This window comes from Archangium primigenium, from assembly GCF_016904885.1.
GTDB classification, from domain to species: Bacteria; Myxococcota; Myxococcia; order Myxococcales; family Myxococcaceae; genus Cystobacter; species Cystobacter primigenius.
Genome location: NZ_JADWYI010000001.1, coordinates 7,883,153 through 7,908,602 on the forward strand (window position 1 = coordinate 7,883,153; position 25,450 = coordinate 7,908,602).

Here is a 25,450-nt window from a genome sequence, read left to right on the forward strand (position 1 = left end):
GGGTTCGCGCCCACTCTGGACCAAATCAGTATTTCTTGTAAATCAGGAACAACCTGGAGCGACCCACCAGGGGGGATGGCGCCCGGGAGAAAGGCCATGGCAATTTGCGCCCCCACCATGTCCATCCTGTTCCGTTCCGCCTCGGCCTCGCGCTCCCGGCGCGTGCTCTGCGTGACCCTCGCGCTCCTCCTCCCGTGGAGCGTCGCCTGCGGAGATCCGGCCCCCACCGAGCCGCCCGGCCCCACCCTGCCCGCGCCCGGCCCCGACACGCCCGACGCCTCCACGCCGCCCCCGCCGGGCGACGCGGGCTCCGACGGGGGCACGCCCACCGCTCCGCCGCCGGACGCGGGGACCGGGGACGCCGGCAGCGGCCAGGAGACGCCTCCGCCGCCCCCACCGCCGCCCGCGCCGCTGGGCGTCACGCTGAGCGCCCCGCCGGAGCTGCTCGTGCGCAGTGGCGGCTCTGCCCCCTTGCGCGTGGGCCTCACCCGCACGGAGTCCTTCTCCGGGCCCGTCACCGTGTCCCTGCACGGCCTGCCGCCCGGGGTCTTCGCGGCCGAGCGCAGCGTGGCGGACGACACCCAGGCGGTGGCGCTCGTGCTGAGCGCCTCGGAGCAGGTCGGCCCGGGCACCCGGATCGACGCCACCCTGGTGGCCACCGCCCACGGCCGCTCCACCTCCCGGCCCCTGCGCCTGCTCATCTCCGGGGCCTTCCTCTCGATGGACCCCACCTTCCCCGTGGTGCCCCTGGGCTGGAGCGGGGCGACGCAGCGCTTCACGGTCCAGGCGGACGGCAAACTGCTGGTGGCGCGGCCCATCACCTCGAGCAGCGGCTCGGGAAGCGGCTTCGTCCTCGAGCGCCACCACGCGGACGGCGCGCAGGATCTGTCCTTCGGAACACTCGGCTCCATGACCCACGAGCGCTCCGGCGTGAATGCCGTGCACGCCCTCACCCCACTCGCCTCGGGAGGCGTCCTCGTGGCGAGCGCCCACTGGGGCTGTGGGGACTTCGACGTCAACACGCCCTGCACGCTCCTCGTGTCGCGCCACCTGCCCACCGGCGCGCTCGACACCACCTTTGGCGGTGGCGGCTTCGCCTCGGCGCGCTTCGGCTACAACCTGCTCACCGCCCCCCAGGTGCGCGTGGACGCACAGGGCCGGGTGTCGCTTGTCGCCAGCTACGTCATGCCGGGCGTCAGCGGCCCGATGCACGGCGTCCAGCGCTGGGACACGAACGGCACGTCCCTCGCGGGCTTCGGAACCGAGGGGCACGTGATGTTCCCCATGCCCTCGGGAGAGAAGCGGTTCGCGCAGCTGCGCGCGGTCCTTCAACACCAGGACGAATCCCTCACCCTCGCCGTCACCCTCTTCGACGACAGCGCGTCCCAAAACCACGGACTGCTGTTCGGACAGGTGGACCTGGCCACCGGGAGCGCGTCCTGGAGAGGGGGCGAGAACACGTGGGGCATGCTGCACCGCGAGGTCGTCGTGAATGCACAGGGACAGTTCGTCTCGCTGATCTCCCGCTATGCCCCCACGTACGACCTCATCGTGCGGCGGTACGACTGGACGGGGACACGCGTCTACACCAGCCCTCGAGAGGGAACGCCCCGCCTGCTCGCCATTGGCTCGGCCAACTCCCTGTTCTTCGATGCCTCGGATACGCCCTACACGGTGGGCACGGAGGAAGGCGGCAGTGGCCTGGCGGTGATCCGCTTCACGCGCGAGGACAACGCGGACCCGGGCTTCGGCGTGGGCGGGGTGCTCCGACTGGACAGCGGACTGCGGAGCCTGTCGGAGTTCACCCGTGAGCCGAACGGCGCGCTGCTCGCGCGCACCTGGCCCGAGCCGGGCCTCATCCGCCTGTGGCCATGACGCCGCGCGGGTGAGCGGGACTCAGGGGGCGCCGCCCGTGCCGGCGGACTCCCCCTGGGCCAGCCGCGAGTGCTTGTGGCCGTAGCCGAAGTACACGGCCAGGCCCAGGGCCATCCACACCACGAGCCGCAGCCAGGTGGCCAGCCCCAGGCCCACCATGAGGCCCACGCAGGTGAGGATGCCCAGCACGGGCACCACCGGCACGAAGGGCGTGCGGAAGGGCCGGGGCAGCTCCGGCCGCCGGTAGCGCAGCACGAGCACGCCCGCGCACACCACGGCGAAGGCGAACAGCGTCCCGATGGACACGAGCTCGCCGAGCAGGCCGATGGGGAACAGGCCCGCCACCGCCATGGCCACCGCGCCGGTGATGATCGTGGCGACGTGGGGCGTGTGGAAGCGCGGGTGCACGTGCCCGAAGAAGGGCGGCAAGAGGCCGTCGCGCGCCATGGCGTAGAAGATGCGCGGCTGGCCCATCAGCATCACCAGCACCACCGAGGCCAGGCCGGAGATGGCCCCCACGCCCACGATGGGCTTGAGCCAGGCGAGCGCCGGCCCGCCCTTGGCGATGGCCACGTACACGGGCTCGGCCACGTTGAGGGTCGCGTGCGGCGCCAGCCCCGTCATCACCAGCGCCATGGCCATGTAGAGCACCGTGCACACCACGAGCGAGCCCAGGATGCCCACGGGCAGGTCCTTCTGCGGGTTGCGCGTCTCCTGCGCGGCGGTGGAGACGGCGTCGAAGCCGATGTACGCGAAGAAGATGACGCCCGCGCCCGAGAGCACCCCGCTCCAGCCGAACTGCCCGAAGGTCCCCGTGTTCTCCGGGACGAAGGGCGTCCAGTTGGCGGTGTCCACGTGGGCCGCGCCGAAGCCAATCACCAGCAGCACCACGGTGATCTTCACCACGACGATGACGTTGTTGAGCCGCGCCGACTCGCGCATGCCCAGCACGAGCATCACCGTGATGACGCCCACCAGCAGCGCGGCGGGCAGGTTGAGCACCGCGCCCGTGGCGTGCAGCAGGTGCCCGCCCGGCTCCACGTCGAAGGGCGCGCTCGTGAGCGCCCGGGGCAGTTCGACGTGCAGGTAGTCGCGCAGGAAGGACGTGAAGTAGCCGGACCAGCCCACCGCCACCGCGGACGAGGCGAAGAGGTACTCCAGCATCAGGTCCCACCCGATGAGCCACGCGACCAGCTCCCCCAGCGTCGCGTAGCCGTAGGTGTAGGCGCTTCCGGCCACCGGAATCATGGCGGAGAACTCCGCGTAGCACAGGCCCGCGAAGAGACAGCCCACCCCCGCCAGCACGAAGGACAGGACGATGGCGGGCCCCGCGTGCTGCGCCGCCGCCGTGCCCGTCACCACGAAGATGCCGGCGCCGATGATGGCGCCCACCCCCAGCATCACCAGGTTGAGCCCGGTGAGCGTGCGGCGCAACTCCTGCCGTCCGCCCTCTTCCTCCTGCTGCAGCCGCGCGATGCTCTTGGTCGACCAGATCCCCATGGGGCCGAGTGCATGCCGCAAGAGCCGGACACAGTCCAGCGCGCGGTGGTTTCACGCACGGCCCCCGTCGGGGTCAGGGTCAGGAGAACTGGTCCGGGTGCGGCCCCAGGCGCTTGCCCTTGTCCAGGGTGGCGATCCGCGCGAGCTCGTCCGGCTCCAGGCGGAAGTCGAACACCTGGAAGTTCTCCTCGATGCGCGAGGGCGTCACCGACTTGGGGATGACGATGAGGCCCTGATCCAGGTGCCAGCGGATGACGATCTGCGCCGGCGTCTTGCCGTACTTCTTGCCCAGCGCGCGGATGATCTCCTGATCGAACACGCCCTCGCCGCCCTGGGCCAGCGGGCTCCAGGACTCGACGTGGATCTTGTGCGCCACGTTCCAGGCGCGCAGCTCTTGTTGCTGGAGCAGCGGATGCACCTCGATCTGGTTGAGCACCGGCACCACGCCGGTCTCGTCGATCAGCCGCTGCAGGTGCGGCACGTGGAAGTTGCTCACGCCGATGCTCCGGGTGAGGCCCGCCTTCTGCAACTCGATGAGCCCCTTCCACGCCTGGACGTAGTTGTCCTTGGCCGGCGTGGGCCAGTGGATGAGGTACAGGTCCACGGCGTCGAGCTGGAGCTTGCGCAGGCTCGTCTCCAGCGCCTTGCGCGCATCCAGGTGCGCGTCGTTCCACAGCTTGGTGGTGATGTAGAGCTGGTCGCGCGGCACGGGCGAGTCCTTGATCGCCTGCCCGATGCCTTCCTCGTTGCGGTAGATGGCGGCGGTGTCGATGGAGCGGTAGCCGACCTCGATCGCCTTCAGGGCCGCGCGGCGGGCCTCCTCCACACTCGCCTGCCAGACACCCAGGCCGAGCTGCGGCATCGACTTGCCATCGTGAAACGTGATGCGGGGTTGAGCGGACACGGTCTCTCCTCTTTCTTTCCAGGGCACCCACTGGGGACCCGGGGCCGCGAAACTCCTTTTCCGCGAGTGAGTCAAGGCGGAACGGGCCTGGACTCCCGTCCAGGCCGGGGGAGAGTGTTCACGGGGAGGCGGGCGCGGGGCTCAGCGCCGGAGCGTCGCCGCCAGATAGTCGCGGAACGACTGGGGCCGTCTGCCGAGCAGCCGCTCCAGGGTGGGATCGACGGCGGCGAACTCTCCCCGGCGGCTGGCGGTGAAGATGCTCCCGAGCATGTCCGCCGCGTGCGCGGGCACGCCCCGGGAGATCATCGCGGCCCGGTACTCCGCGTCGCTCACGGTGACGCGCGTGATGGCGCGCCCGGTGAGCTCCGAGGCGATGCGGGCGATGGCGGCGAGGTCGAGCGCCTCCGCGCCGGTCAGCGCCGGGCTCACCCCGTCCAAGCGCCCCTCCTCGGTCAGCGCGAGCACGGTGGCCTCGGCCAGGTCCGCGTGCGTGGTCCAGGAGACCGGGCCGTCTTCCGGAGCGACGAGCTTCCCGGTCTCGAGCGCCTGGCCCATGAGCATGACCGCCGACGCCGCGTAGTAGCCATTGCGCAGCGAGGTGAAGGCCCCTCCGGACGCCCGCAGGAGCTCCTCGGTGGCCGCGTGGGTGGTCATGGGCGAGAACAGGGACGCCGGGTTCGCGCCCATGTGACTCGTGTAGAGGATGCGGCGGACCCCCACGGCCCGGGCCGCCTCGATCGCGGTGCGGTGCAACTGGGCCGCGGCGGGGCCCACGACGTTGGCCGACACGAGCAGCACCTGGGACGCGCCCTCGAAAGCGTGGCGCAGGCTCGCGGCATCCGCGTAGTCGCCTGGACGCACCCGGACGCCCCGCTCCCTCAGCGCCTGGACCTTCTCGGGCTCACGCGTGCTGAGCCCCACCTGCTGGGGGGGCACCCGCTCGAGCAGCCGCTCCACGATGGCTCCGCCCAACTGCCCGGTGGCTCCGGTGACGACGATCATGACGGCCTCCTCTTGGGGGATGACCCGACGTCCCCCTTGTTATCGCTGAAAACATACTTCAATTATCATCGATAACAATCCAGTACAAGGAAACCTGTCAGCACCCGCCAAGGCGCATGTTCTTCCAGCAAGGGCTGGCGCTACGGAGTGGTGGGGGCGCCGCCATCCACGCTGGTGGGAATGGGCCGGGACTTCGGCACCGGCAGCAGGCATTGGCCTTTGTAGGCGACGGTCTGGCGCGGACAGTTCGGTGGCCCTTGCCTGAGCGACAGCCAGCACCCGCCGGACAGCTCCACCTCCAAGCCTTCCGTACAGGGCGCCAGCTTCTGATTGCGCACCGGCAGGGGCGCCTGCTCGGACGGAGCGGCCACGGGGTCCACCTTCACGTCCGACATCCACTCCTCTTCGGGGGCCGGGACTGTCAGGGCCACGGGCGCGAGGCAGATCACGGGAACCAGGGCCCCCACCACGACCGCGCTGAGCAGGGCCAGCCGGAGGCCGTGACTCCGAGGGGCCGGGGGCGCGGCCACGGGAGGCGCTGAGCTGTAGGACGGACGAGGCCTCGGGGGCCGGACGATGCTCCGCTCCTCGGCCTCCCACGCGAAGAGAGTCATGTCCCACTCGGGCGCCCCATCCCGGACCGCCGCGCGCAAGGCCTCGTCGAGCGCCTCGCCGCTCCGGAAGCGCGCCCGGGGGTCCTTCTCCAGCAGCCGGACGATGAGGTCACTCAAGGCGCGAGGCACTCGGGGATTGACGCTCCGGGGCGCCTGGGGCCGCACGTGGACGATGGCGGACTGGAGCACGTCCGGGGGCCACCACTCGGGGAAGGGGTAGTGCCCGGTGGTGGCGCGGTAGAGACACACGCCCAGGGCGTACAGGTCATCGGTGGGCTGGAAGGCGTAGGCCGCGGAGGGACGTCGGGGCGAGCGCCACAAGAAGCTCACGGCCTCGGGGCTGAGCACGCAGAGCGTCACGGGAGGCAGCGGCGTGGTCGTCAGCGGCGCGGCGCCCGAGTACCACCCCACCCCGAAGTCGAGCAGGACGGGCTGGCCATCCGACGCACGCACTTGAATGTGCTCGGGCTTGAGGTCGCGGTGGAACACACCCCGGACATGCAACTCCCCCAGGGTGCGCGCCACCGTGGCGGCCAGGGCCGCGAACTGGCGGAAGGTGGGCGCGCCCGACTCGGCCCAGACATCCAGGGCCTGACCGGGCACCCAGTCCATGATGACGCCCAGCCGACCGTCGCGGGGATGGGGCCAGCGGGCACAGCCATGGAAGCCCACCACGTGCGGGTGGACGGCCCGGCCCATCATCAAGGCGACCTCGCGCTCGGCCCGACCATCGCGGGCGTACAGCGCGAGCTTGAGCGCGTAGAAGTCCCCGGGGTGGTGCACGTCCTCGACGCGGTAGACGGTGCCCTGCCCGCCCTGGCCCAGCGGCTCCACCACCCGCCACGAGCCCACCCGGGTGCCCGGGGCGAGGACCTCCGAGGAACACGCGTCACCTGGGTGCTTGGACATCGGTCACCTCCACACGGGTCGAGCCGACAGGCCACGGCCTCGTACCACGAGGTGACGGCGGAAGTCACCTGGAGCGACACGACACGTCACATCGGACGAGGCGAGGAGGACCCGTCACAAGCCATCGGTCTCCCGCGGGAACGTCATGCTCCCGCCAGGAAAACGACTCCCAACATCAGGACGATCACCGCGGGGACCGCGAGCACGAACGCCAGTGCGTGCACCTTGAGGAGGCCGGCCATGCTCTCGCTCCGGAGGCCGCGACTGGAGAGTCCCATGTACACCGCGACGCTGCACCACATCAGCGCCACAGCCACCCCATTCAAGTCGAACATGGCGCCGCCCGAGGACCGGCACATCGGGGGCGAAGCAATCCCCGCCAACAGGAGGACCCCTCCCCATAGCCGCCTGTGCACCAGGACACGCTGCTTCGCGTCCTGATTCTCGGAGTCGGAGTCGGAGTCTCCGGCCATTTCTTCCTGGGTGTTCTCGGACATCGTGGAGCGGAGTCTACAACCAACGCGCGGAAGGCCGCTTCTCCTTCACGGCTCGCGAGAAGTCGTCGGGGCTCATGAGTTGAGAGCGCCTGCGCCTGCTGAAACTGGCAAGGGCCTGCGCCTCTTCTACCTGCCCGCGTACTCACCGCAACTCAACGACGTGGAGGCCGTTTTCCAAGTGGTGAAGCACTACGAGCTGCCCGATCGCAGTTACACCACGCTCGATGAGTTGGTGGCGGCTGTGCGGCACGCACTGCGCCGCCACCATCTCCGGCTCCGTACCCCTGAACAACATCTATGTCCGAGGGCTTAGGAGACTATGGGATAGGTGCCCAGTCCGCGCCATTCCTTTCCTGGGAGAAAAGGGTTTCAGGTACAACACTACGCGGTCACCAGTCCTCCAGAAGCGCGTCGCGCTGCTCGCGAGTTCCGGTGAACGACGAGTCGGCCGCCTTCCGCAGCGACTTCAGGTATGGTCGCGTGCCCCGATCGTCGTAGAGGACTGCCGCGACCTTCCTAATCGCTGGGCGGCTGTGAACGATCGTGAAGACCGTCTCCAACGAAGCGTTCCGCCTCTCAAGCAGGCGAGCAAGAGCCGCCGCGAGTCGTTCACACCGATCCCAGTCCCGATACCAGGACACCGACGGGGCTTGCTCCCGTAGCCAGTCCCACTCCTCGTATTCGAGGCGCGAGCTGGCAGCAGCATCGTACGTGGGCTGGAAGCACACCGCGAAAAGCGGCGACTTCACGTCGGCTTCCCAGAAAGCCAGCGTCAGACCGAACGCCGCGACGCGAGGCACGATCGAGCCAGCGCTGGAGGTTCCACTCTTCCACACCGCTGCGAGCCGCGACTGCGTGGCCCTCGGACTCAAGAAGCGACTGCCAAGCTCGAGGTCCCTAAGCGACGGAGACGACAGACTTTCAAGCCACTCAAGCACCGTGCCTGGCTGTGCCGAGATCGCCGATTGCCAAGGATAGGAAAACTGGAGCTGACCGGACGCAAGAGCCGTGAGCGCGCGGATGATCGTGACCTTGCCGCCGAAGCGGGCGAGTGCGTCGACGGAGACGTCACGCCCTGATGTGAAGATCGCGCTGATGACAGCACCACGCGCCTCCTCATCTAGATTCGCTCCGCCGAGCTGCGACAGCACGTCGATGGCGCGCGACCCAACTCGTTTCCAGAGAATGGGCGATTGCGCGAGCACCGGGTTCGCGCCAACGATAGTCGACAAGAACGGCGCCTGCGCGTCTCCAAAGGTCTCGACGTCATTGGGCACGAGCAGGAGGACCGCAAGACGTAGCACGCGCTCCCCTACTTCGGTCAACGCACTACCGAGGAGAGAGAGAACCAGCGCGACACCCTCGGTGCGCGACTCATCGAAGAGCCGTCGCGTCTGGACCTCAAGCATCGTGGCTATTGGAGCGAGGTCGTTGTCTCGATGCCCGCAGAGGCCTTGAAGCATCTCGCGCCGACCAGTCACGCCCGACTCAGTGTTGGCCCTGTCGAACACCATGCCGATGAGTCGACTGCGCGCGTCCGGATCGAGGTTCTTCGCGCCCAAAACGCTCGCGAGAGCGGACCGTGCCGAGGAGCCCTGTGCGTACCACTCGCCAAAGATCGGCGCGAGGCTCGACACGATGGCGCGCCCCGCATGCGCTCCGGCAGCCGCCTCAAGCCATGTGCGAAACGTTGGGTCGCCTCTCACGGCGCCATCGAGCACCAAATCCACCCAGCCCTCAGGCTTGCCGGGCGCGCGAAGGTCGAGGACGAGTGCTGCGCTGGCGCTCTTGCGGAACTGCGACGGCGGAATCGCCCTAGGGATGGCTTGGAGGTCAAGCAATGCGCCGGCGTTCGCACGCGGCATGAGCGCGCCCGTACAGAAGGAGAATCGCGTCTTCTCCGCAGGCAACAACTCCTCCCAAAGTCGAAGGAAGACTGCTTCGAGCTGGGCCGCAGTGTCGGCGACGACGATTACCGGACGGGGCTGGCCCAGGACCGCGCCGATCAGCAACGCGGCGAGTCGCCTGTCCGCAAACCCATCCAGGCTTGCGCCACCGGACGTGACCTCGCCCACCTCGACAGGTTTCGAGACTGCGCTATCCACTCCCTCAAGTTGGGGGCGTCTAAACGCCTCAAGCAAAGCCGTGGTCGGCACGCGCGCGACATGGTCGCGAGGAATGAGCAGCGAATGGGTCCACACGCAGCCAGGGCGCTGCATCTCCGGCGCGTACCAAGTTTTCGCGAGAACGAAGAGGTCCGTCCCGGGTAGTGGATAAGCTGTCAGGTACTCGTCGAATCCGAGCTGCATCGACGGGCCGGACATGTCGCTCAAAACGAGCATCGTCCGTAAAGCTTCCGGGGGCAGCGGCGTCGAACTGCTCAGCAGGCGATGCCCATCGCGGTAGCCGTGTATTGCCTGGTGGATGCTCGCAGGAGCCATGCGCTACCCGCCCCCCAAGAGCCACGCGATCGGCTTAGTAATATCCTGACTGGTTTCCTGGTCATGGCGAACCTTGATGCGTTTCAACGCGTCGTCGAGTTCGAGGAGCGTCTGCTTCTCCGCTTCGTCGGTGATGTCGCCACCTTGCGCGCTCACCCCAAAGACATTGTGATCGAGCAGGTCGTCGTTGGCCGCCAAGAACTGCTGAAGCAACGGAATCTCCCGATTGATGAAGCCATGCGGCGACATTCCAAGGCTCTCGACGAGGTCCCACGCGGACACCACCACGGCGATGCGTAGCTTTCTCTGCGCCCGTTCGAGGAGGAACTGGAGGAGTTCCACGAGTCTCACTTGGTGCGGGAGCATGTCAGGCGACCAAGTGTTCGGCACGGTGTTTGCTGACGTGGCCTGTGCCGTCTGGCTTCCAGGTAGCATCGCCTCAAGTTGCTGGGCTACCGCGAGCTGCGTGCCCTTCTGGACGTCCGGGTGGAGGAACAACATCACCCCGGTCGCATTTTGCACTAACGTGTCATGGTGGCGGCTCATCCTCCGATCCGTCAGTTGCTGCTTGAATGCCTCTCCGGCTAAGTCCGGGATCGAGAGGTCGACCGCGCCGACGCCCTCACCGTCAAGATGAAGAACGACGACCTGCTCGGTCTGCAGGTTCGTGCGCGGAACCTGCGAGCACTCACGCCACTCCTTCGTGATCTGATTGAGATAGGTCCGGTCGCCGCTCAGCTTCGTCAGCTTGAGCGCCGTCGCGCTGCTTCGGTCGGAGAGCACGTGCCACAGAGCTGCCACGAAAGTGGTCTTCCCCGAACCAGGCAGACCGATGAAGAGGAGGTTCGCCCGGTTGCTCACGGGTCCCTCCCGGTCCGCTCGAAGTACCGCCAGCCGAACTTACTGAACTCCCGCTCGTCACGTGACGGAGCTGGGGCTTCCTGGTGATCATCACGCGAAGCGGACGCCACGATGGTCGTCCACGAAACGAACGCTTCTGCGAGGCTACCATCTGAGTTCTCCTGCATCGATGAATACGCAGGACGCGCCGCGATCTTCCTGAAGGTGAGGTGCGGGACGCGAGCGCGAAACCTTCCCTCGAACTTATCCTGCGTCTTGGCGAGAAACTCCAGCGCCGATTGTCCCCCAGAAATGATGCGATCGAGCTTGGAGAAGACGACCTCGACGTGGCAGCGCGCACTCACCATGCCAGTGTCGAGCATGCTCTCTAGGATGTCCGCAGCGTCAGCATGTGCGCTCGTTCGCTGCGCCGCGCTCGCAAGGCGCTCGCCGTCGACGAGCACGACGACAGTGTCCGCCCGACGAAGGAACGTGAGTCGCTCAGCGTCCTCTTGTGAGTCCTTTGCCATACGGAACAGCTCACCCGACATCGCAGCGAGGAGGACGTCGCGGCGGGCTGTCGACAGCTCCGTACCGCGCAGGGCAAGGTGATAATACTTCGTTTCGTCGGTCAGCCACGTTCGCTGCGTATCCGGCTGGAACCCACCCGATGCGAGTCGGTTCAGGTGGCAGATTTCCTCGAAGCCGAGGAGCGACCTCGACCCAGCGAATCTGAAGCCAGCGAACGGTCCCTGATTCAGCCGCTCGTACAGCGAAGCGAGTACCGTCGTCTTGCCGCTCCCTTCGGCGCCCGCGAAGACCACGAGGTGCGTTCGCGATCGCAGCGTGATGACCTCGGCGTCGGACGATCCAAGCGCGGCGCCGGAGAAGAGCTCGATGAACTCGGGCTCTGCTTCTTCGACAGGCGCGGCGGCTTCGACCTCTGCATTTGTGGCGCCAGTGTTGGCCATGTCACTCCTCCGTATCTGCGTCGGACAGCGTCCGCAGCAGGATCGCCTCGACGTATGCTTGGCGCGCCACGCGAGCAGCCGTTAGTTGGATAGACGACTTCATCCCGCTGGAGGAGTCAAAGTACTGCTGCCAGCTCGTCGGTGCGCTCTTTGACCGGATGGAGGTGGCGAGCGTGAGCGGCATCAAGTCGAGCTTGCCCTCATCAAACTTCATCGTCCGCTCCCGAGCCCACTCCTCAGGAAGAGCGTTGACGAATTCGGCGAGAGCAATCTCCTGTCCCTTCGATTCCGAGGCTACGCGCGTAAGTAGCGCCGCCGCGTTGCTCGGGCCCAACGCGACATCAGTGAGATCCGCAAGCTCAGTTCCTGCGATGATTGAGGCGGCCTCTTTGAGCGACCTCCACGATTTGTTGATATCCCGACTGCAGCCACCCTCGACCCACCACAAGATGTTCGTTTCCTCGTCGGCGCAGCGCAGGTTGTGCATAGCAGCTTCAAGCTCGCTTTCAGCCCCTCGAACGGCGTAAAGCAACGCTTGAAAGACAGGTGTGACCGCGGTCCTGAGCTGGAGCCAGTCATTGGCAGCAGTCACCCGTTCCATCGCTGTGGCGGCAGTATCGGCGCTCCCGCTGATGGCGCTCGGATCGAAGGGCTTTCGCTTTCGCAGTTCGATGGCGATTTCGTGGACTCCCGCGAGGACCTCGCGCGAGATTTCGTCGAGGCGAGGCTCTGTAGCCCGCAGGCTTGATGCCTCTACTGCTGCGCCTGCGAGCACTGCGGTGCGCAGTATTTCGCCTCCCTCGGGGGCGGATTGAACGCAGGCGACGAGCGAAGCGCCAGCAAGGACCTGCAGTTCGAGGTTGTTGCGCTGTGGGAACGCGGGGTCCTGCTTCTGAAAGACTGCTAAGAAGGCATCTCTCGACGTCTTGGACGGGAGACCCTGGAAGATGCGGACCGTCTCTAGGAGGTTCTGGTCGCTACTGCGAAGTGCAGTCGCCCACGCCTCCACCCCGGCCCAGCGCTTCGCGAGCTTCGCTCCGTCGGGCTCAAGGGCCACCAGCCGATACCATTCACCAAAGTTCTTGTGCATGTGCGCGGCTCTCCCGGCTACTTCGAGGTCTCAAAAGGGTTGAAAGGCGCCGGATCAGCGTGACGTTTTTCGGTCTCGTCCCACAACTTCGCGAGGAGACCGCTCGCTGCCGCACGCTTGAAAAGTTCGCGGAACAGAGCCTCGTCGCTCAATGCGCGGTCCTCGTCAGTCAGGAGGTTGAGGGTGTTCGCGATCGCAATCTGATGGCGGAACGGCAACGTGAGGAATCGGAACGTGAGCCTGCGCTCGTGGATCAGTGGCGGCATGGCCTCGGTGTCCTTCGCCGTCGTCTCCGCGGCGACGGCGGCCGACATCGCGCTAAGCCCCCGGACATGAATGTTGTACACCTGAGGCATGGCGCTGCTGAAGGTGACGGAGCAAGAGCGTCGGCGGCTATGGGAGATAGCCCGGGCCGCTGACGCTGGGTGGAGAGAGCGCGAGCGCGTGGACATGGTGCTGCTGGCCGATGAGGGCTGGAGTGCACCGCGCATCGCTCGGCACCTGGGCCGGTGCGCGGCCACGGTGCGCCGGGTGTTGCGCTCCTTCGTCCAAGACGGCCCAGAAGCCCTCTTCGCGCGTCTGGCGGGCAGGAAGCCCGACAGGGCGCACCGCCAGCGGGTGGAAGCCTCGCTGCATGCGTTGTTGTCCCAGCCTCGCTCGTGGACAGCCGGGCAGTTGGCCAGCGCACTCGAGGGCGAGGGTCTTCACCTGGGGCCGCGGCAGGTGCGTCGCTATCTCGGGAGCATGGGCGCGGGCTGGCGGCGCACGCGGCTGACGCTCACGCACAAACAGGACGCCCAGGCCGTCGCCCAGGCACGCCAGGCGCTCTTCCGGCTCAAAAAAAGCCCGCGCTCAGAGGATAAATCTCTACTTCCTGGATGAGTGCGGGTTTTCGCCCACCCAAGCCGTGGGCTACAGCTGGGCAGAAGTCGGCAGCCGTCGAGACGTCCCCTACGAGGCGCCTCGGCGCCGACGTGTCAATGCGCTCGTCGCCTACTGCCCGACAGGCCGTCGACGCGGTTTACGCTTCCGACGCTGGGCACGCACCATCACCGCGCGAGATACCCTGGACTTTCTCTTGTCGCTCGCCGACCCGGGCGGGGTCCCCACCTGGGTGGTGCTCGACAATGGGAACATCCACCGCTGCCGCCTGGTATGCCGCGCCCTGCCGCGCTTGCGACGGCTGGGCGTCCATCTCTTCTACCTGCCGGCCTATTCTCCTGAACTCAACGACGTGGAAGCTGTCTTCGGCGTCATCAAGGCTCAGGAGCTTCCCGAACGCAGCTACCGCACTCTCGATGCTCTGCTCACCGCGGTGCAGCAGGCCCTGCGCCGCTACCACCATCGGCTGCGGCGCAGGTGTACATAATTCATGTCCGGGGGCTTAGCGGCCCCTGTCATCATCGGAGCATCGACGGCGGGCGGCGCCTTGCGTGCTGGTCGGGGACAGTCCTGCCAGACGTAGTTGTGGTATGGCTGGTTGGTGTTTCTATCCTGGTCAGCGAGGAAGTGGTGGTCGACCTTGTGCCATCGCCGCTGGAACAGCCGAACACCGAGTCGTTGGTCATCGAGCCGCGAGATTTCGATGACGTTGTACATCGGATCCCAGCTGTCATCGTCTCGCTCAGGATGCATCGCCCCTGCGGTGACCCGGAGCGTCTTGTTAATCTCCTGCACGCGCTGCGAGTGCTTGTGCCCGAAGAGTTGCATTCGGACTTTCGACTCGAGGTGGCTGACCACCGTGTCCTGGTCCTGGAGCCACTCAGGTGGGTGATGGCAGAGCGTCAGGTACTCGACCCCGTCGCTGCGGTGGACGTTCACCTGGGCTTGGCCGAGAACGATGTTGTTCTTCGCGTCGTGCTGATTCGAGACGAGAGCGCTGCAGAGGCCTCGCAGTCTGATGACGGTCCCGCACGGCAGCGTGAGGTCTCGCTCCCAGTAAGGCTTTGCCGCTGAGATCGAGCACTGAAAGCGCGCCGCGAAAGTGTTGTAATCAGCGAGCGGAGCAAGGAGGGCCTTCGCCGAGTTCTCGTCGCTGAGGATCTCGCGGAGCTCCTTGTCGAGCCCAGGCCCCCGCTTGGCGCGAATGCTCTCGTGCAGAGTCTTCGTGACCTTGCTGTTCGCGATCTTGCGGTCGACGTCGTGGTTTCCGGGCACGACCCACACGCTCTCGTCGGGACACCTGATGGCGCGGCAGAACTCGCGGAGCCAGGATGCGGCACGATCGTATTCAGCGCGCTGACCGGAGAACGCGATGTCGCCCGTCACAAAGACGCCGGTCGCTCCTCCAAGTTCCTGCGTGAGCGCGGCGGCATCGCGGAGAAGCTCATGCCGCACGCCGTGGTCCAGGTCGTGGATGGACATTCCCGACGTGCCGGTGAAGTGGATGTCCGAGAGATGTACGAGGACGAGCTTCTCCATAAGGTCAGCCCCCAGGGCCTTCATCGCGGCGGTCTTCGCGTCGCCGAAGAAAATCGGGACGACATGATCCACGATGTCGGCGCTGACGTCGAGGAAGTTCCGCTTGTCTCGACGCGGGAAGAACGAGCTTCGCGCCGTTTCTTCTTCGCCACCTGCAGGGGAGCGGCGAGCGAGCGAGCGGGCTTGATGTTTCCCTGAACGCTGAGGTCGCCGAGGATGAGGAGAGCGGGGCTGACAGGCACATTTCGCAGCGCCGAGTAGGCGGCGACGAAGAAGGCGACGCCGAACTCGGCCTCGACGTCGCGCGCGAAGCCCAGCCCGGACTTCTGGATATGCAGGAAGCTGAAGGCGCGCTGGACGGGCTCCTTCATAGAAACTCCCTCGAAGCGTCCACGCGGGCCTCCGAGGAGTAGTGATACAGTAGCGCTAACCGCAGCGCGCGACAGCTGCCGAAGCCGAAATATAGCCGTTCACGTAGTGGAACTGGTGCTGCGTCACCCCCAGCGCCCCTCGATCCGTGCGCTGCACCTGGGCATGATCCGCTGACGTGGCTCTCCCGCACTTTATGTGCTTTGCCTGCGGCAGGCGGGCAAGCTGTCCCTCCGGTAACCAGCTGAATTCGCGCGGGATACACGTAAACTGCGGAAGCACCACAAAAGCGGATCAATCCCAAACCGCCATCGCTCGCTCCTGTCCAACAGTTGCTCAGTCCTCGGAGTCATCCCGCCACTCCTCCGAGTTCAGCTCCTCCGGAAGCGGCGCGATCATCAGGTACCACCGCCCGGAGTCCGACTGGACGGCCATGAAGCCCTTGCCGGCGATCTTCACGCGCTCCTTGTGCTGAGCGGTCCCGCTGGCGAGCCAGGCATCGGCCTCGTCCCGCGTCGCGAACTCATGAGACACCTCGACCGTGAATGAAGTGTCGACACACCATCTGCGGTATTTGGCCAGTTCATCCACCTTGCCACTCTCGCGGATATAGAGCAGCGCGATCTGCGCGATCTTCGCGGCCTCTCGTTCTTTGAGTCCCTCCGCGTAATTCTCGATGACAGAGGACATCAAATCGATCGTTTCATCCAGGTCGAATCCCAGTTCACGTGTCATGCATCACTCAGAGAGCCTAACTCAACCGCCGGACGAGGATGAGGCAACAGGCGAGCTGGAGGAAGGCGAAGTGGATGTCGTCGCGCACTTCGTAGCGGATGACGAGGCGGCGGAAGAACTTCAACCAGGCGAAGGTCCGTTCCACCACCCACCGGTGGCGACCCAGGCGAGTGGAGGACTCCACGCCCCGGCGAGCAATTCTCGGTTGGATGTGCCGCTGACGAAGACCCTGGCGCACACGCGGATAATCGTAACCCTTGTCCGCGTGCAATTTACCGGGCCGCCTGCGCGACGCGCCCCGCGGCGACTTCACGCGAGGAATCTCGTCCACGAGCGGCAGCGCCTCGCGACTGTCATGCGTGTTGGCTGGAGTGAGCGACTCGGCCAGCGGCAGGCCCGCGCCGTCGGTCACCAGGTGGTGCTTGCTGCCCGGACGCCCTCGGTCCGTCGGGTTGGGACCGGTGAGTAGACCCCCCTTTTTGCCGGCACCGACGTGGAGTCGATGGCGGCTCGTTTCCAGTCAATCAGCTCCTGGCCTCCCAACTCCGCCTCCAGCAGTCGCTGCAGTCGTTCCCACACTCCCGCTTCGGCCCAATCGCGCAGGCGCCGCCAACACGTCATGCCGCACACGCCGAACACCTCGGCGGGCAGCGACTCCCAGGGGATGTTGACCTTGAGGACGAAGATGATGCCGCGCAGCGCGAGCCGGTCCTCCTTCCAGGGCCGTCCACCCTTGGGTTGCGGAGGATGGACGGGCAGCAGGTCCTTCACTCGGACCCACAGGGCGTCCGGCAGCAGTTCTCGGGTCATACCTCCAAGGTGGTTACGCCCGGGCTACTCCGCAAGTTAAGTTAGGCTCTCTCAGCTTGCTCACAGGGGTGCCAGAACCAGCGCACCGCCGACAATGGCAACAACGTAAGGAGCGGCAATCACGCCCCCAATCACGACAACGGCGCCAAGAGCCACTTAGGCCTTGTGTTCATCGAGCCAGTGCAATGCGGCATCCATGGTCGGAAAATGGAACTCCTGCCGGGGCAACTGAATCCCCTCCCGCTCGATCTCATCTTGCTCTTGGAGGCACTTCATGAACACGCCAAGGCATTCACTCGTGCAGTACGCATGATGATCTCCCGAGTGTTTTTCGATGCTCGGAGGCTTGGGTTTCCTGCGCCAACACTTCGTGAAGCACTGCTTCTGGATTTCGTTGCAGTACGCGTCCGCACCCGCGCCCCCCGTGCCGCTCTCCACCCGAGTGCCCACGCCCCGCGCGTCCTCGGAGATGACGTGGACCCGCGGCTCGGGCGCCCGCGTGTGGGCGCACCCCGGTCCCACGGCCAACCCCACCCCGAGTGTGAGCACCCACCTCAGCCCGACCGACGCGCGCATCCCGTGCCCCTCTCCTCCATGGACTCCGGCGCGCAGGATACCGAGACGAGGGGTCACGCCCAGCCCTCTGTGGGTCCGTGTGCGGTGACCGACAAGGACCCGAGTCCCCGAGGGGACGGCGGCACAGGGACCGGGCGGGCGGGCGGTTCGCGCTCGGGGATGAAAACGAAGTCCTGATAACTTCTGGACGGACCCCCATCCGGTCTGGGAGAGGGCGGGGGCGAGGGCCGTTCCCCCTCCTGAGGTCTCATGATTCGTCTCGACAATATCGGCAAGCAGCACGGGCAGCAGATCCTCTTCGTGGAGGCCTCGGCCCAGCTCAACAAGGGCGAGAAGGTGGGCCTCGTGGGCCCCAACGGCGCGGGCAAGTCCACGCTCTTTCGCATGGTCGTCCAGCGCGAGCACCCGGACGAGGGCCAGGTGTCCGTCGACCGCGGCGTGACCATCGGCTACTTCGACCAGGACGTGGGCGAGATGTCCGGCCAGAGCGCCGTGGCGGCCGTCATGGACGGCGCGGGCCCGGTGTCGGAGATCGCCTCGGAGCTCAAGGGCCTGGAGGCCGCCATGGCCGACCCGGACCGCATGGACGAGATGGACAAGCTCGTCGAGCGCTTCGGCGTGGTGCAGGGCCGCTACGAGGAGCTGGGCGGCTACGCCCTGGAGGGCCGTGCCCGCGAGATCCTCGCCGGCCTGGGCTTCTCCGAGGAGATGATGGACGGGGACGTGGGCGCCCTGTCCGGCGGGTGGAAGATGCGCGTGGCGCTCGCCCGCATCCTGCTCATGAGCCCGGACGTGATGCTCCTCGACGAGCCGAGCAACCACCTGGACATCGAGTCGCTCATCTGGCTGGAGGGCTTCCTCAAGAACTACGAGGGCGCCATCCTGATGACGAGCCACGACCGCGAGTTCATGAACCGCATCATCACGAAGATCATCGAGATCGACGGCGGTGAGCTCACCACGTACTCGGGCAACTACGAGTTCTACGAGCAGCAGCGGGCCATCAACGAGAAGCACCAGCAGGCGCAGTTCGACCGCCAGCAGGCCATGCTCGCCAAGGAGCTCAAGTTCATCGAGCGCTTCAAGGCGCGCGCCTCGCACGCGGCCCAGGTGCAGAGCCGGGTGAAGAAGCTGGAGAAGATCGAGAAGGTGGAGCCGCCCAAGCGCCGCCAGACGCTGCTCTTCGAGTTCCAGCCGCCGCCCCGCTCGGGTGACGACGTGGCCAAGCTCGAGCGCGTGGTGAAGGGCTATGGCAAGCGCCGCATCTACAACGGCCTGGACTTCCTCGTGCGCCGCGGCGAGCGCTGGTGCGTGATGGGCGTCAACGGCGCGGGCAAGTCCACGCTGCTCAAGCTCATCGCCGGAGACTCGCGGCCGGACGATGGCGCGGTGACGGTGGGCGGCAGCGTGAAGATGGGCTACTTCGCCCAGCACGCCATGGAGATCCTCCGGCCGGACCACACGGTGTACGACTCGCTGGTGGACAAGTTCCCCCGCGCGTCGCAGGGCGCGCTCAGGGCGCTCGCCGGGTGCTTCGGCTTCTCCGGGGACGAGATCGAGAAGAAGTGCAAGGTGCTGTCCGGAGGCGAGAAGGCCCGGCTGGTGCTGGCGCAGATGCTGTTCGATCCGCCCAACTTCCTCATCCTCGACGAGCCCACCAACCACCTGGACATGGCCACCAAGCAGATGATGATCCAGGCCTTGTCCAACTACGAGGGCACCATGCTGTTCGTGAGCCACGACCGGCACTTCCTCGGCGCCTTGAGCAACCGGGTGCTGGAGCTGACGCCCGACGGCATCCACCAGTACGGCGGCGGCTACAACGAGTACGTGGCGCGCACGGGCCACGAGGCCCCGGGTCTGCGCAGCTGAGCGTGACCCCGAGTGGTTGAAGTCCCCGAGGGCGCCTGGAGACGGGCGCCCTCGTCGTTTGCGCCCTGAACCTGGGAGGGGTTCTGTCCATGTCGTCGGCTCACCGCTCACGCACGCTGGCCCGCGCGACGCTCACCCAGATGGGTGTGCGCGTCGCGGCCATCACCGCCCTGGCCACGCTCCTGAGCTATCTGCACATCTTCGACGTCTTCCTCGCGGAAGCGCTCGGCAACCTGGAGCGCGGCGCCACCCGGCACAGCCAGCAGGAGCAGGCGCTCTTCAAGGAAGCCGAGAGCGATCACGCCGTCCTCCGGCAAGCCTTGCAGGAGCGGATTCGCGATGGGCGGGCGTTGGATCCCAACCCCCGCTTCGACCGCCTGGTCACGCGCCTGCCGGACGGGACCCTGCGCAACCGCCTCGAGGGGTTCGATGGCACGCGCATGCCCTGCATCTTCATCGCCAGTGGGGTGAAGGACGACGCGGACTTCCGCCGCCGGATCCTGGCCGCGTATGACCTCGTGGAGCGCCATGGGCCCCTCCTCCACGTTCGCCACACGAATACCTATGTCACCCTGCCCGAGGCAGCCCTGGTGCAGTACTGGCCCGAGCAGCCGAACTGGTGTCAGGAGATGGATCCCGCGTTGATGAACCCGGAGTTCGAGTTCTTCACCGTCAGCACGCCCGAGCGCAATCCCGAGCGCCGCATGGTCTGGACGGGCATCACCACGGAGCCCATCTCCATCTCGCTCACCACGCCGGTGGACGTGGACGGCCGCTACTCCGCCGCGCTCGGGCTGGACATGCTCATCGATGACTTGAAGGCGCGGACCCTCGGGGACAGTCCGCCCGGGGCCTACAACCTCATCTTCAGCGACGCGGGAGAACTCATCGTCCATCCCGAGGTCAAGATGAAGCAGGGGGTGTTCGTCTACAACATCCTGCGCGAGGACCGGCCCCTGGAGACGCTCTTCGAGCAGCCGCTGTCCGCCGAGCAGCGCACCCATGTGCGTGCCATCTTCGACCGGGTCCAGGCGCGCGCGCCGGGTCAGAAGGTCCTGGAGCTGGCGGAGTACGACGAGTACCTCGCCGTGGCGTGGCTGAACGGTCCGCAGTGGCACCTGGTGACGGTGTTGCCCCGGAGCACGGTGTCCTCGCTGGCGCTCGGGGCCGCGCGCTACCTGCTCGCCTTTGGTCTGGCCTCGTTGATCCTGGAATTGCTCATCATGTCCTGGGTGCTCACGCGGCGGATCTCCCAACCCCTGCGCTTGTTCACCCAGGCCACGGACCGGGTCGCGGTCGGTGACTTCCAGGTCGCCCTGCCCCGCTCACGCGACGACGAGCTGGGACGGCTGGCGCAAGGCTTCGAGCTGATGGCGCACGAAATCCATCAGCGCGAAGCGGCGCTGCGGGAAGTCAACGAGGGGCTGGAGGGCCGCATCACCGAGCGGACCCGGGAGCTGCGAGACAAGAACGTCACGCTCGAGGAAGCGCTGACCCAACTCAAGCAGGCACAGGAGCTGCTCGTGGAGAAGGAGCGTCTGGCCTCCCTGGGAGCCTTGATGGCGGGCATTGGCCATGAGCTCAAGAATCCGCTCAACTTCGTGAACAACTTCGCCCAGCTCTCGGCGGGGCTCGTGGAGGAGCTGCGCGAGGAGTTGAGGCAACCCCCCTCGGGCCCGCCGGGCGACGCCCAGGCGCGGATGAACGAGCTGCTCGATTGGCTGACCCAGAACGTCAGGAAGATCGAGCAGCACGGAAAACGGGCCGACAATCTCTTGCGCGACATGCAGTTGCACACCCATGTGCGCGCCCACGCGCACGCGCCCACGGATCTCCACGCGTTGTTGGAAGAACAGCTGAGCCTGAGCGCTCAGAACGCGCGCATCGTGCACCCCGACCTGACGGTGCTCTTCCGCAAGGAGCTGGACCCGTCCTCGCGGACGGTGGAGGTGGTTCCCCAGGACCTGGGACGGGCCCTGCTGAACCTCCTCGACAACGCCGTGTATGCCGTGGCGGAGAAGCGCAAGCGCCTGGGACCCGCGTTCACCCCCGAGGTGACGGTGACCAGCCGGAGCGAAGGCGCCTGGGTGCGCATTGTCATCCACGACAATGGCATCGGGATTCCGAGCAAGGTGCTCGACAAGGTCTTCAGCCCCTTCTTCACCACCAAGCCCGCGGGGGTAGGCACGGGACTGGGGCTGTCCATCTGCCAGGACATCGTGGTCCGGCAACACGGCGGGGAGCTCCGGATCGAGTCGGAGGAAGGCCATTCCACCCAGTGCACCCTGCGTCTGCTCCAGAAGAGGCCCTGACGGAGGCCCGCCGCGTGGGCAGCCGCTCGACGCGGCCCTACCCGAACAGGGCCTGGGCGATGCCCCGGTAGAGCGGCCCCGCGCCGGGGATGACGTTGATGAAGGGGCTGAGCGTGTCCCAGGCGTCGCGCTGGTAGATGAGCTGGCCGTCGCGGGAACGGAACTCGGTGATGCCGGGCACGGGGATCTTGGGACCCACCTTGAGACCCATGAGCATCGTCCAGTTCATGCAGAAGTGCGCGTCGGTGCCCACGACGGTGACGTTCTGGAAGCGCATGGTGAGGCGCGAGCGCAGCGTCCCCATCATCCGGGAGAAGTCCTCCTTGCCATGCAGGTCATGGAAGGGGTCGATGAAGTGGATGTCCGGGGCGTAGAGCGCGAGGAGTTCCTCGAAGGGGAGTTCCTGGGGCGTGTCGTGGACGGAGAAGGCGTGGGCGACGCGTTCGGTGAAGGCGGTCATGTCCCGGGGCCTAGCACAGCCCTCCCAAGGCCACGCGGGGAGTCCAGGCCCCCCGACGCGTTCCCGACAGTTCACACGCGCACGGGCTCAATACGCGGGCGTGGGAAACACCCGCAGTTGGCCCGAGCGCGACAGCACCACGAGTTCCGGACGCGCATCGCCCACCAGATTCACGGGCCACACCTTCTGGATCGCGTCACCGGCCGCGTAGCGCTGGAGGGGACCCCACCGGCCGGGACCCGTGCCCAGCGAGAGCCACAGCTCGGTCCCCTCGACGGACGTGCCCGCGATGTCCACGAAGCCATCGCCGTTCAGATCCTCCACCGTGAGCGTCTTGTTGTGCAGGGGCGGCGCGCACAGGATGGGCGCGCCCAGCGAGCCCCGCCCATCGCCGGGATACAGCCACACCTGGCCAAAATCTTCGCTGGTGTAGACCAGATCCGTCCGGCCATCGCCATTCACATCCGCGACCCCACCGTGGAAGCTCTCCCTGTAACTCATGGCGGAGAGGAACCCATATCCCGCCCGAATGCGGCCATCCGCCGAGGTGAGGTTGAGATTGATTCCCAGGCTCTGATGAACGGCATCCAGCAGACCGTCTCCGTCGAAGTCGCCAGCGAGCAGACCGTCGGCGCCCGGATGATAGGCATCGGGGTCCGGATTGCGGTCCCCCAGAGCGTCCGCGCGGAAGGAGCGCTGGCCCAGGTGGGTGAAGCGCATCGACCGCGCGGAGGACTCCCGCTCGAGCAGCGTGGCCGCCAGGTCCATGCGGCCATCCCTGTTGAAGTCCGCCGCCAGCACCTCGCCGGCCGAGTCTCCCAGGACGAGGAACGTCGAGAAGGGCTTCGCCGCGTCATTCCACAGCAAGCGGGTGGTCCAGGGCGAGCCCTCCCGATGCATGACCGCCGCGAGATCACTCCGTCCGTCTCCGTCGAAGTCGCCCGCGCGGAGCTGCTCCACCGTGTAGGAATCCATGAGGGACTGGACGGGAAAAGTGCCATCCCCCGGGTTGGACACCCACACGATTCCCGAGCCGCGCGGCGCGAGCGCGAGATCTGTCCGCCCGTCCCCATCGAAGTCCCCGGAGGTCAGGTCCGAAAGGGGCCCGGCTCGTGACAGGTCGAACAGGGGTTGAACGATGGCCGGAGACAAGGACGGCCGCGGAGAGGCGCCCCACGGACACAGGGAGTCGCTGGGCGATTCGAGAACGGGCGCGTCTGGAATGGCATACACGGACACGGTGTTGTCGTCCGCCTCCGCCACCAGGAGTTCCCGCGAGCCGTTGCCGTCCAGGTCCACGGTGGCGGCGGCGCTCGGGGCCCGGCCCACGCGCAGCTGCGCATGCGGCACGAGCGCGCCCTGGCCATCCCCCCGCAGCAGCGACACCATGCCCGCGCGGCCATGCAGGGCCACGACATCGGGGGCGGCGTCGGGGCCGAGGTCCACCACGGCGACGTCATCCGCCTCGCGCTCGAGCGTCACCGAGGACGCCTCGGCGAAGCCGCCCTGGCCATCGCCCAGGAACACCCGGAGCACCCACGTGTCCATCATCGCGAGGACGTCCATGTGGCCATCCTGGTTGAAGTCCGCGCCATACACTTGGCGGGCACCGTTCCAGGGCAGGAGGCCGCCCGCGCGGACCCGCCCCACCCCGGCTCCGAGATAGAGCGGGAGCGTGCCTCGCGCCTTGTTGAGCGCCGAGGAGAACGCGATATCCGCGAGCCCATCCTCGTTGAAGTCCGCGACCACGGCCGACACGTTGTGCTCGATGTCGGAGAAGAGCCGGGCACCGGTCTCGTCCTGGAGCGTGGCGGAGGCGAGCGGAGTGGTGCCCTGAGACCGGAGCACACCAAAATCAGACCCCTGGTACCGCCCCTCGTTCGTGTCCTTCCAATTGCCCACGGCCCAGAGGAATGCGCCCTCCGCCCCTCCACTCCAGAAGCCCACACGGGAGGAGACGCCCTGGCCCACGCGAAGGGACTCGGCGGAGAAGGCGCCCGTTCCGTCGCCCAGCAACAACCGCGCGGACTCGCGACCGCCCAGCAGCACATCCAGGTGGCCATCGCCTTGCGCATCGCCCACCGCGATGCGGCCCCCGGACGCATGAGGCAAGGCCCGCCGCTGCGCCACCGTCCCGAGTCCTCCGCGCCCATCGTTGAGCAGCAGGAGGAACTCCCCGGTGCGGTTCACGTACTGGCTGGCGTGATTACGGCCCTCCGCGTTGATGGCCAGGTCGGGCGCGCCATCGTGGTTGAAGTCGCCCACCGCGATGCCCTTGGGGGACACGCCCGCGAAGAACGAGGCGAGCAGCCAGTCCCGCCGGGTGCCTCCCGCGGCGGGTGGCGCCTCCGGCTCGGCCACTGGCGGCGGTGTCGGCTCCGGTGTCGAGGGCGGACCCTCGGTGGGGGGCTGCGTCGCCGAAGCGGGGGGAGTCGTGGGCGATTCCTCACCCGACGGGACAGGGGTCGGCACCTGGGAGACAGGCGCCGGGTCCACGCCCCCACACCCCGAGGACACGCCCGCGCCCATGAGCACACCCAGGCGCGCCCACTTCGACCATCGCTTCATCGTCATGTCGGAGGAGCTCCGCTTCACTGGCGGTGGACTTGGACATCGGACATGGGTGTCGCAAGTGCGAGGCGTCGTCGGCGTTCGTCGTTGAACGCACACCCGTCACGTTCCCGGAGGACGGGAGACTTCGGCCTGCGCCTTCGCGTGGGCGATGGAATCAAGATGCTCCGCGCGGAGGGGATCGTCCCGGCGAAGGCAGCGCACCCGTCGCTCCGCGTCCGCCAACAGGCGCCAGGCCGCACGGGCTCGCCGAGGAAAACGCTGGAGGGACAGCACGAAGAGACACGCGACGTGGACACGTAAGGCGAGGTTGGAGAAACCGAGCCGCTCAACACGACGGAGCCACTTGCCGAACTCCGCCCACGGGCGGTTGAACGAGTAGGCGAGCGTGACGAGGTCCTCCGCGATGCCACACTGAATCCGTTGGCGCTCCCGCTCGGTCCGTGCCTCGCGCAACCATCGCTTTTCCAGCGCGAGCAAGGCGTGTCGTCGCTGTTCGAACGAAGCGTTCGCCTCGATAAGGCCCAGGAGGACTTCATCCTTCTCTTGACCCCGGGTCAGTCCTCGAGACGGCCGCATGCTCAAGTGCCCGGACAATCTTTATGGTTGGCCCGCAGAGGCCAATAGCCATGGCGCATGCAGGCATCAAAACAGGCCTGGCATTGGGTTTCCCCAGACCGA

23 protein-coding genes are annotated in these 25,450 nt (G+C 67.0%); 6 read left to right on the top strand and 17 right to left on the bottom strand.

Features of this window, described 5'->3' with window-relative positions:
- The first annotated feature begins 96 nt into the window (after positions 1-96).
- The gene (locus tag I3V78_RS32390; protein WP_204493678.1) at positions 97-1,875 is read left to right on the top strand and encodes a hypothetical protein; all 1,779 of its coding nucleotides are present in this window, start codon (positions 97-99) and stop codon (positions 1,873-1,875) included.
- A gap of 21 nt (positions 1,876-1,896) precedes the next feature.
- Here the strand turns inward: I3V78_RS32390 and I3V78_RS32395 are convergent, their stop codons facing one another.
- From I3V78_RS32395 to I3V78_RS32415, 5 genes are all read right to left on the bottom strand, one after another.
- The gene (locus I3V78_RS32395) at positions 1,897-3,375 is read right to left on the bottom strand and encodes an amino acid permease (RefSeq protein ID WP_204493680.1); all 1,479 of its coding nucleotides are present in this window, start codon (positions 3,373-3,375) and stop codon (positions 1,897-1,899) included.
- 79 nt (positions 3,376-3,454) lie between these two features.
- Complete coding sequence (gene dkgA / locus I3V78_RS32400; protein ID WP_338023806.1) at positions 3,455-4,279, bottom strand: 2,5-didehydrogluconate reductase DkgA; 825 nt, start codon at positions 4,277-4,279, stop codon at positions 3,455-3,457.
- 141 nt (positions 4,280-4,420) lie between these two features.
- Positions 4,421-5,281 (bottom strand): SDR family oxidoreductase, encoded by an 861-nt coding sequence (locus I3V78_RS32405; protein ID WP_204493682.1) that lies wholly within the window; start codon positions 5,279-5,281, stop codon positions 4,421-4,423.
- 140 nt (positions 5,282-5,421) lie between these two features.
- Positions 5,422-6,804, bottom strand: a complete 1,383-nt coding sequence (locus I3V78_RS32410; protein WP_204493684.1) for a serine/threonine protein kinase — start codon at positions 6,802-6,804, stop codon at positions 5,422-5,424.
- A gap of 143 nt (positions 6,805-6,947) precedes the next feature.
- Positions 6,948-7,301 (bottom strand): hypothetical protein, encoded by a 354-nt coding sequence (locus I3V78_RS32415; RefSeq protein WP_204493686.1) that lies wholly within the window; start codon positions 7,299-7,301, stop codon positions 6,948-6,950.
- Between the two features lies 1 nt (position 7,302).
- On the opposite strand from I3V78_RS32415, the gene I3V78_RS40400 reads away from it, so the two are divergent.
- Positions 7,303-7,614 carry a transposase gene (locus I3V78_RS40400; protein WP_420840463.1) on the top strand — a complete coding sequence of 104 codons (312 nt, stop codon included), beginning with the start codon at positions 7,303-7,305 and terminating at the stop codon, positions 7,612-7,614.
- A gap of 76 nt (positions 7,615-7,690) precedes the next feature.
- On the opposite strand, the gene I3V78_RS32425 is transcribed toward I3V78_RS40400, so the two are convergent.
- From I3V78_RS32425 to I3V78_RS32445, 5 genes are read right to left on the bottom strand one after another with little or no spacing between them, the layout of a single operon-like run.
- The gene (locus I3V78_RS32425; RefSeq protein WP_204493690.1) at positions 7,691-9,742 is read right to left on the bottom strand and encodes a GAP1-N1 domain-containing protein; all 2,052 of its coding nucleotides are present in this window, start codon (positions 9,740-9,742) and stop codon (positions 7,691-7,693) included.
- Between the two features lie 3 nt (positions 9,743-9,745).
- Entirely contained in the window at positions 9,746-10,603 is an 858-nt protein-coding gene (locus I3V78_RS32430; RefSeq protein ID WP_204493692.1) for a TRAFAC clade GTPase domain-containing protein, read from the bottom strand.
- Complete coding sequence (locus tag I3V78_RS32435) at positions 10,600-11,553, bottom strand: TRAFAC clade GTPase domain-containing protein (RefSeq protein ID WP_204493693.1); 954 nt, start codon at positions 11,551-11,553, stop codon at positions 10,600-10,602. The genes I3V78_RS32430 and I3V78_RS32435 overlap by 4 nt, the downstream gene beginning before the upstream one ends.
- A 1-nt stretch (position 11,554) precedes the next feature.
- Positions 11,555-12,643: a GTPase-associated system all-helical protein GASH gene (locus I3V78_RS32440; protein ID WP_204493695.1), complete on the bottom strand. Its 1,089-nt coding sequence runs from the start codon at positions 12,641-12,643 to the stop codon at positions 11,555-11,557.
- 17 nt (positions 12,644-12,660) lie between these two features.
- The gene (locus tag I3V78_RS32445) at positions 12,661-12,999 is read right to left on the bottom strand and encodes a hypothetical protein (RefSeq protein ID WP_204493698.1); all 339 of its coding nucleotides are present in this window, start codon (positions 12,997-12,999) and stop codon (positions 12,661-12,663) included.
- Here I3V78_RS32445 and I3V78_RS32450 point away from each other — a divergent pair.
- Together I3V78_RS32450 and I3V78_RS32455 are read left to right on the top strand one after the other, a co-directional pair.
- Complete coding sequence (locus tag I3V78_RS32450) at positions 12,998-13,525, top strand: helix-turn-helix domain-containing protein (RefSeq protein WP_275583505.1); 528 nt, start codon at positions 12,998-13,000, stop codon at positions 13,523-13,525. The genes I3V78_RS32445 and I3V78_RS32450 overlap by 2 nt on opposite strands.
- Complete coding sequence (locus I3V78_RS32455) at positions 13,518-14,012, top strand: IS630 family transposase (protein WP_239578383.1); 495 nt, start codon at positions 13,518-13,520, stop codon at positions 14,010-14,012. The genes I3V78_RS32450 and I3V78_RS32455 overlap by 8 nt, the downstream gene beginning before the upstream one ends.
- On the opposite strand, the gene I3V78_RS32460 is transcribed toward I3V78_RS32455, so the two are convergent.
- From I3V78_RS32460 to I3V78_RS32475, 4 genes are all read right to left on the bottom strand, one after another.
- Entirely contained in the window at positions 13,979-15,136 is a 1,158-nt protein-coding gene (locus I3V78_RS32460; RefSeq protein ID WP_204493700.1) for a metallophosphoesterase, read from the bottom strand. The two genes, I3V78_RS32455 and I3V78_RS32460, sit on opposite strands and share 34 nt — an antisense overlap.
- Complete coding sequence (locus I3V78_RS32465) at positions 15,085-15,435, bottom strand: hypothetical protein (protein ID WP_204493702.1); 351 nt, start codon at positions 15,433-15,435, stop codon at positions 15,085-15,087. Before I3V78_RS32465 ends, I3V78_RS32460 begins: the two co-directional genes overlap by 52 nt.
- 334 nt (positions 15,436-15,769) lie before the next feature.
- The gene (locus tag I3V78_RS32470; protein WP_204493704.1) at positions 15,770-16,168 is read right to left on the bottom strand and encodes a hypothetical protein; all 399 of its coding nucleotides are present in this window, start codon (positions 16,166-16,168) and stop codon (positions 15,770-15,772) included.
- Between the two features lie 16 nt (positions 16,169-16,184).
- Positions 16,185-16,978 (bottom strand): IS5 family transposase gene (locus tag I3V78_RS32475; RefSeq protein WP_204485183.1). Its coding sequence is split into 2 segments (ribosomal slippage): positions 16,185-16,642 and positions 16,642-16,978, totalling 795 coding nucleotides; the frame shifts between segments, so codons are not numbered across the junction.
- An 825-nt stretch (positions 16,979-17,803) separates the two neighbouring features.
- Between I3V78_RS32475 and I3V78_RS32480 the strand changes: the two genes are divergently transcribed.
- A complete protein-coding gene (locus I3V78_RS32480; RefSeq protein ID WP_204493706.1) occupies positions 17,804-19,426 on the top strand; it encodes an ABC-F family ATP-binding cassette domain-containing protein in 1,623 nt (540 codons plus the stop codon).
- Positions 19,427-19,515: 89 nt separating this feature from the next.
- Positions 19,516-21,738: a sensor histidine kinase gene (locus tag I3V78_RS32485; RefSeq protein WP_204493709.1), complete on the top strand. Its 2,223-nt coding sequence runs from the start codon at positions 19,516-19,518 to the stop codon at positions 21,736-21,738.
- Between the two features lie 37 nt (positions 21,739-21,775).
- Here I3V78_RS32485 and I3V78_RS32490 read toward each other — a convergent pair whose 3' ends face one another.
- From I3V78_RS32490 to I3V78_RS32500, 3 genes are all read right to left on the bottom strand, one after another.
- On the bottom strand, positions 21,776-22,198 hold the full coding sequence (locus tag I3V78_RS32490; RefSeq protein ID WP_204493711.1) for a nuclear transport factor 2 family protein: 423 nt from the start codon (positions 22,196-22,198) through the stop codon (positions 21,776-21,778).
- A gap of 87 nt (positions 22,199-22,285) precedes the next feature.
- Positions 22,286-24,772 carry an FG-GAP repeat domain-containing protein gene (locus I3V78_RS32495; protein WP_204493714.1) on the bottom strand — a complete coding sequence of 829 codons (2,487 nt, stop codon included), beginning with the start codon at positions 24,770-24,772 and terminating at the stop codon, positions 22,286-22,288.
- Positions 24,773-24,871: 99 nt separating this feature from the next.
- Positions 24,872-25,348: a hypothetical protein gene (locus I3V78_RS32500; protein WP_239578651.1), complete on the bottom strand. Its 477-nt coding sequence runs from the start codon at positions 25,346-25,348 to the stop codon at positions 24,872-24,874.
- Positions 25,349-25,450: the final 102 nt, after the last annotated feature.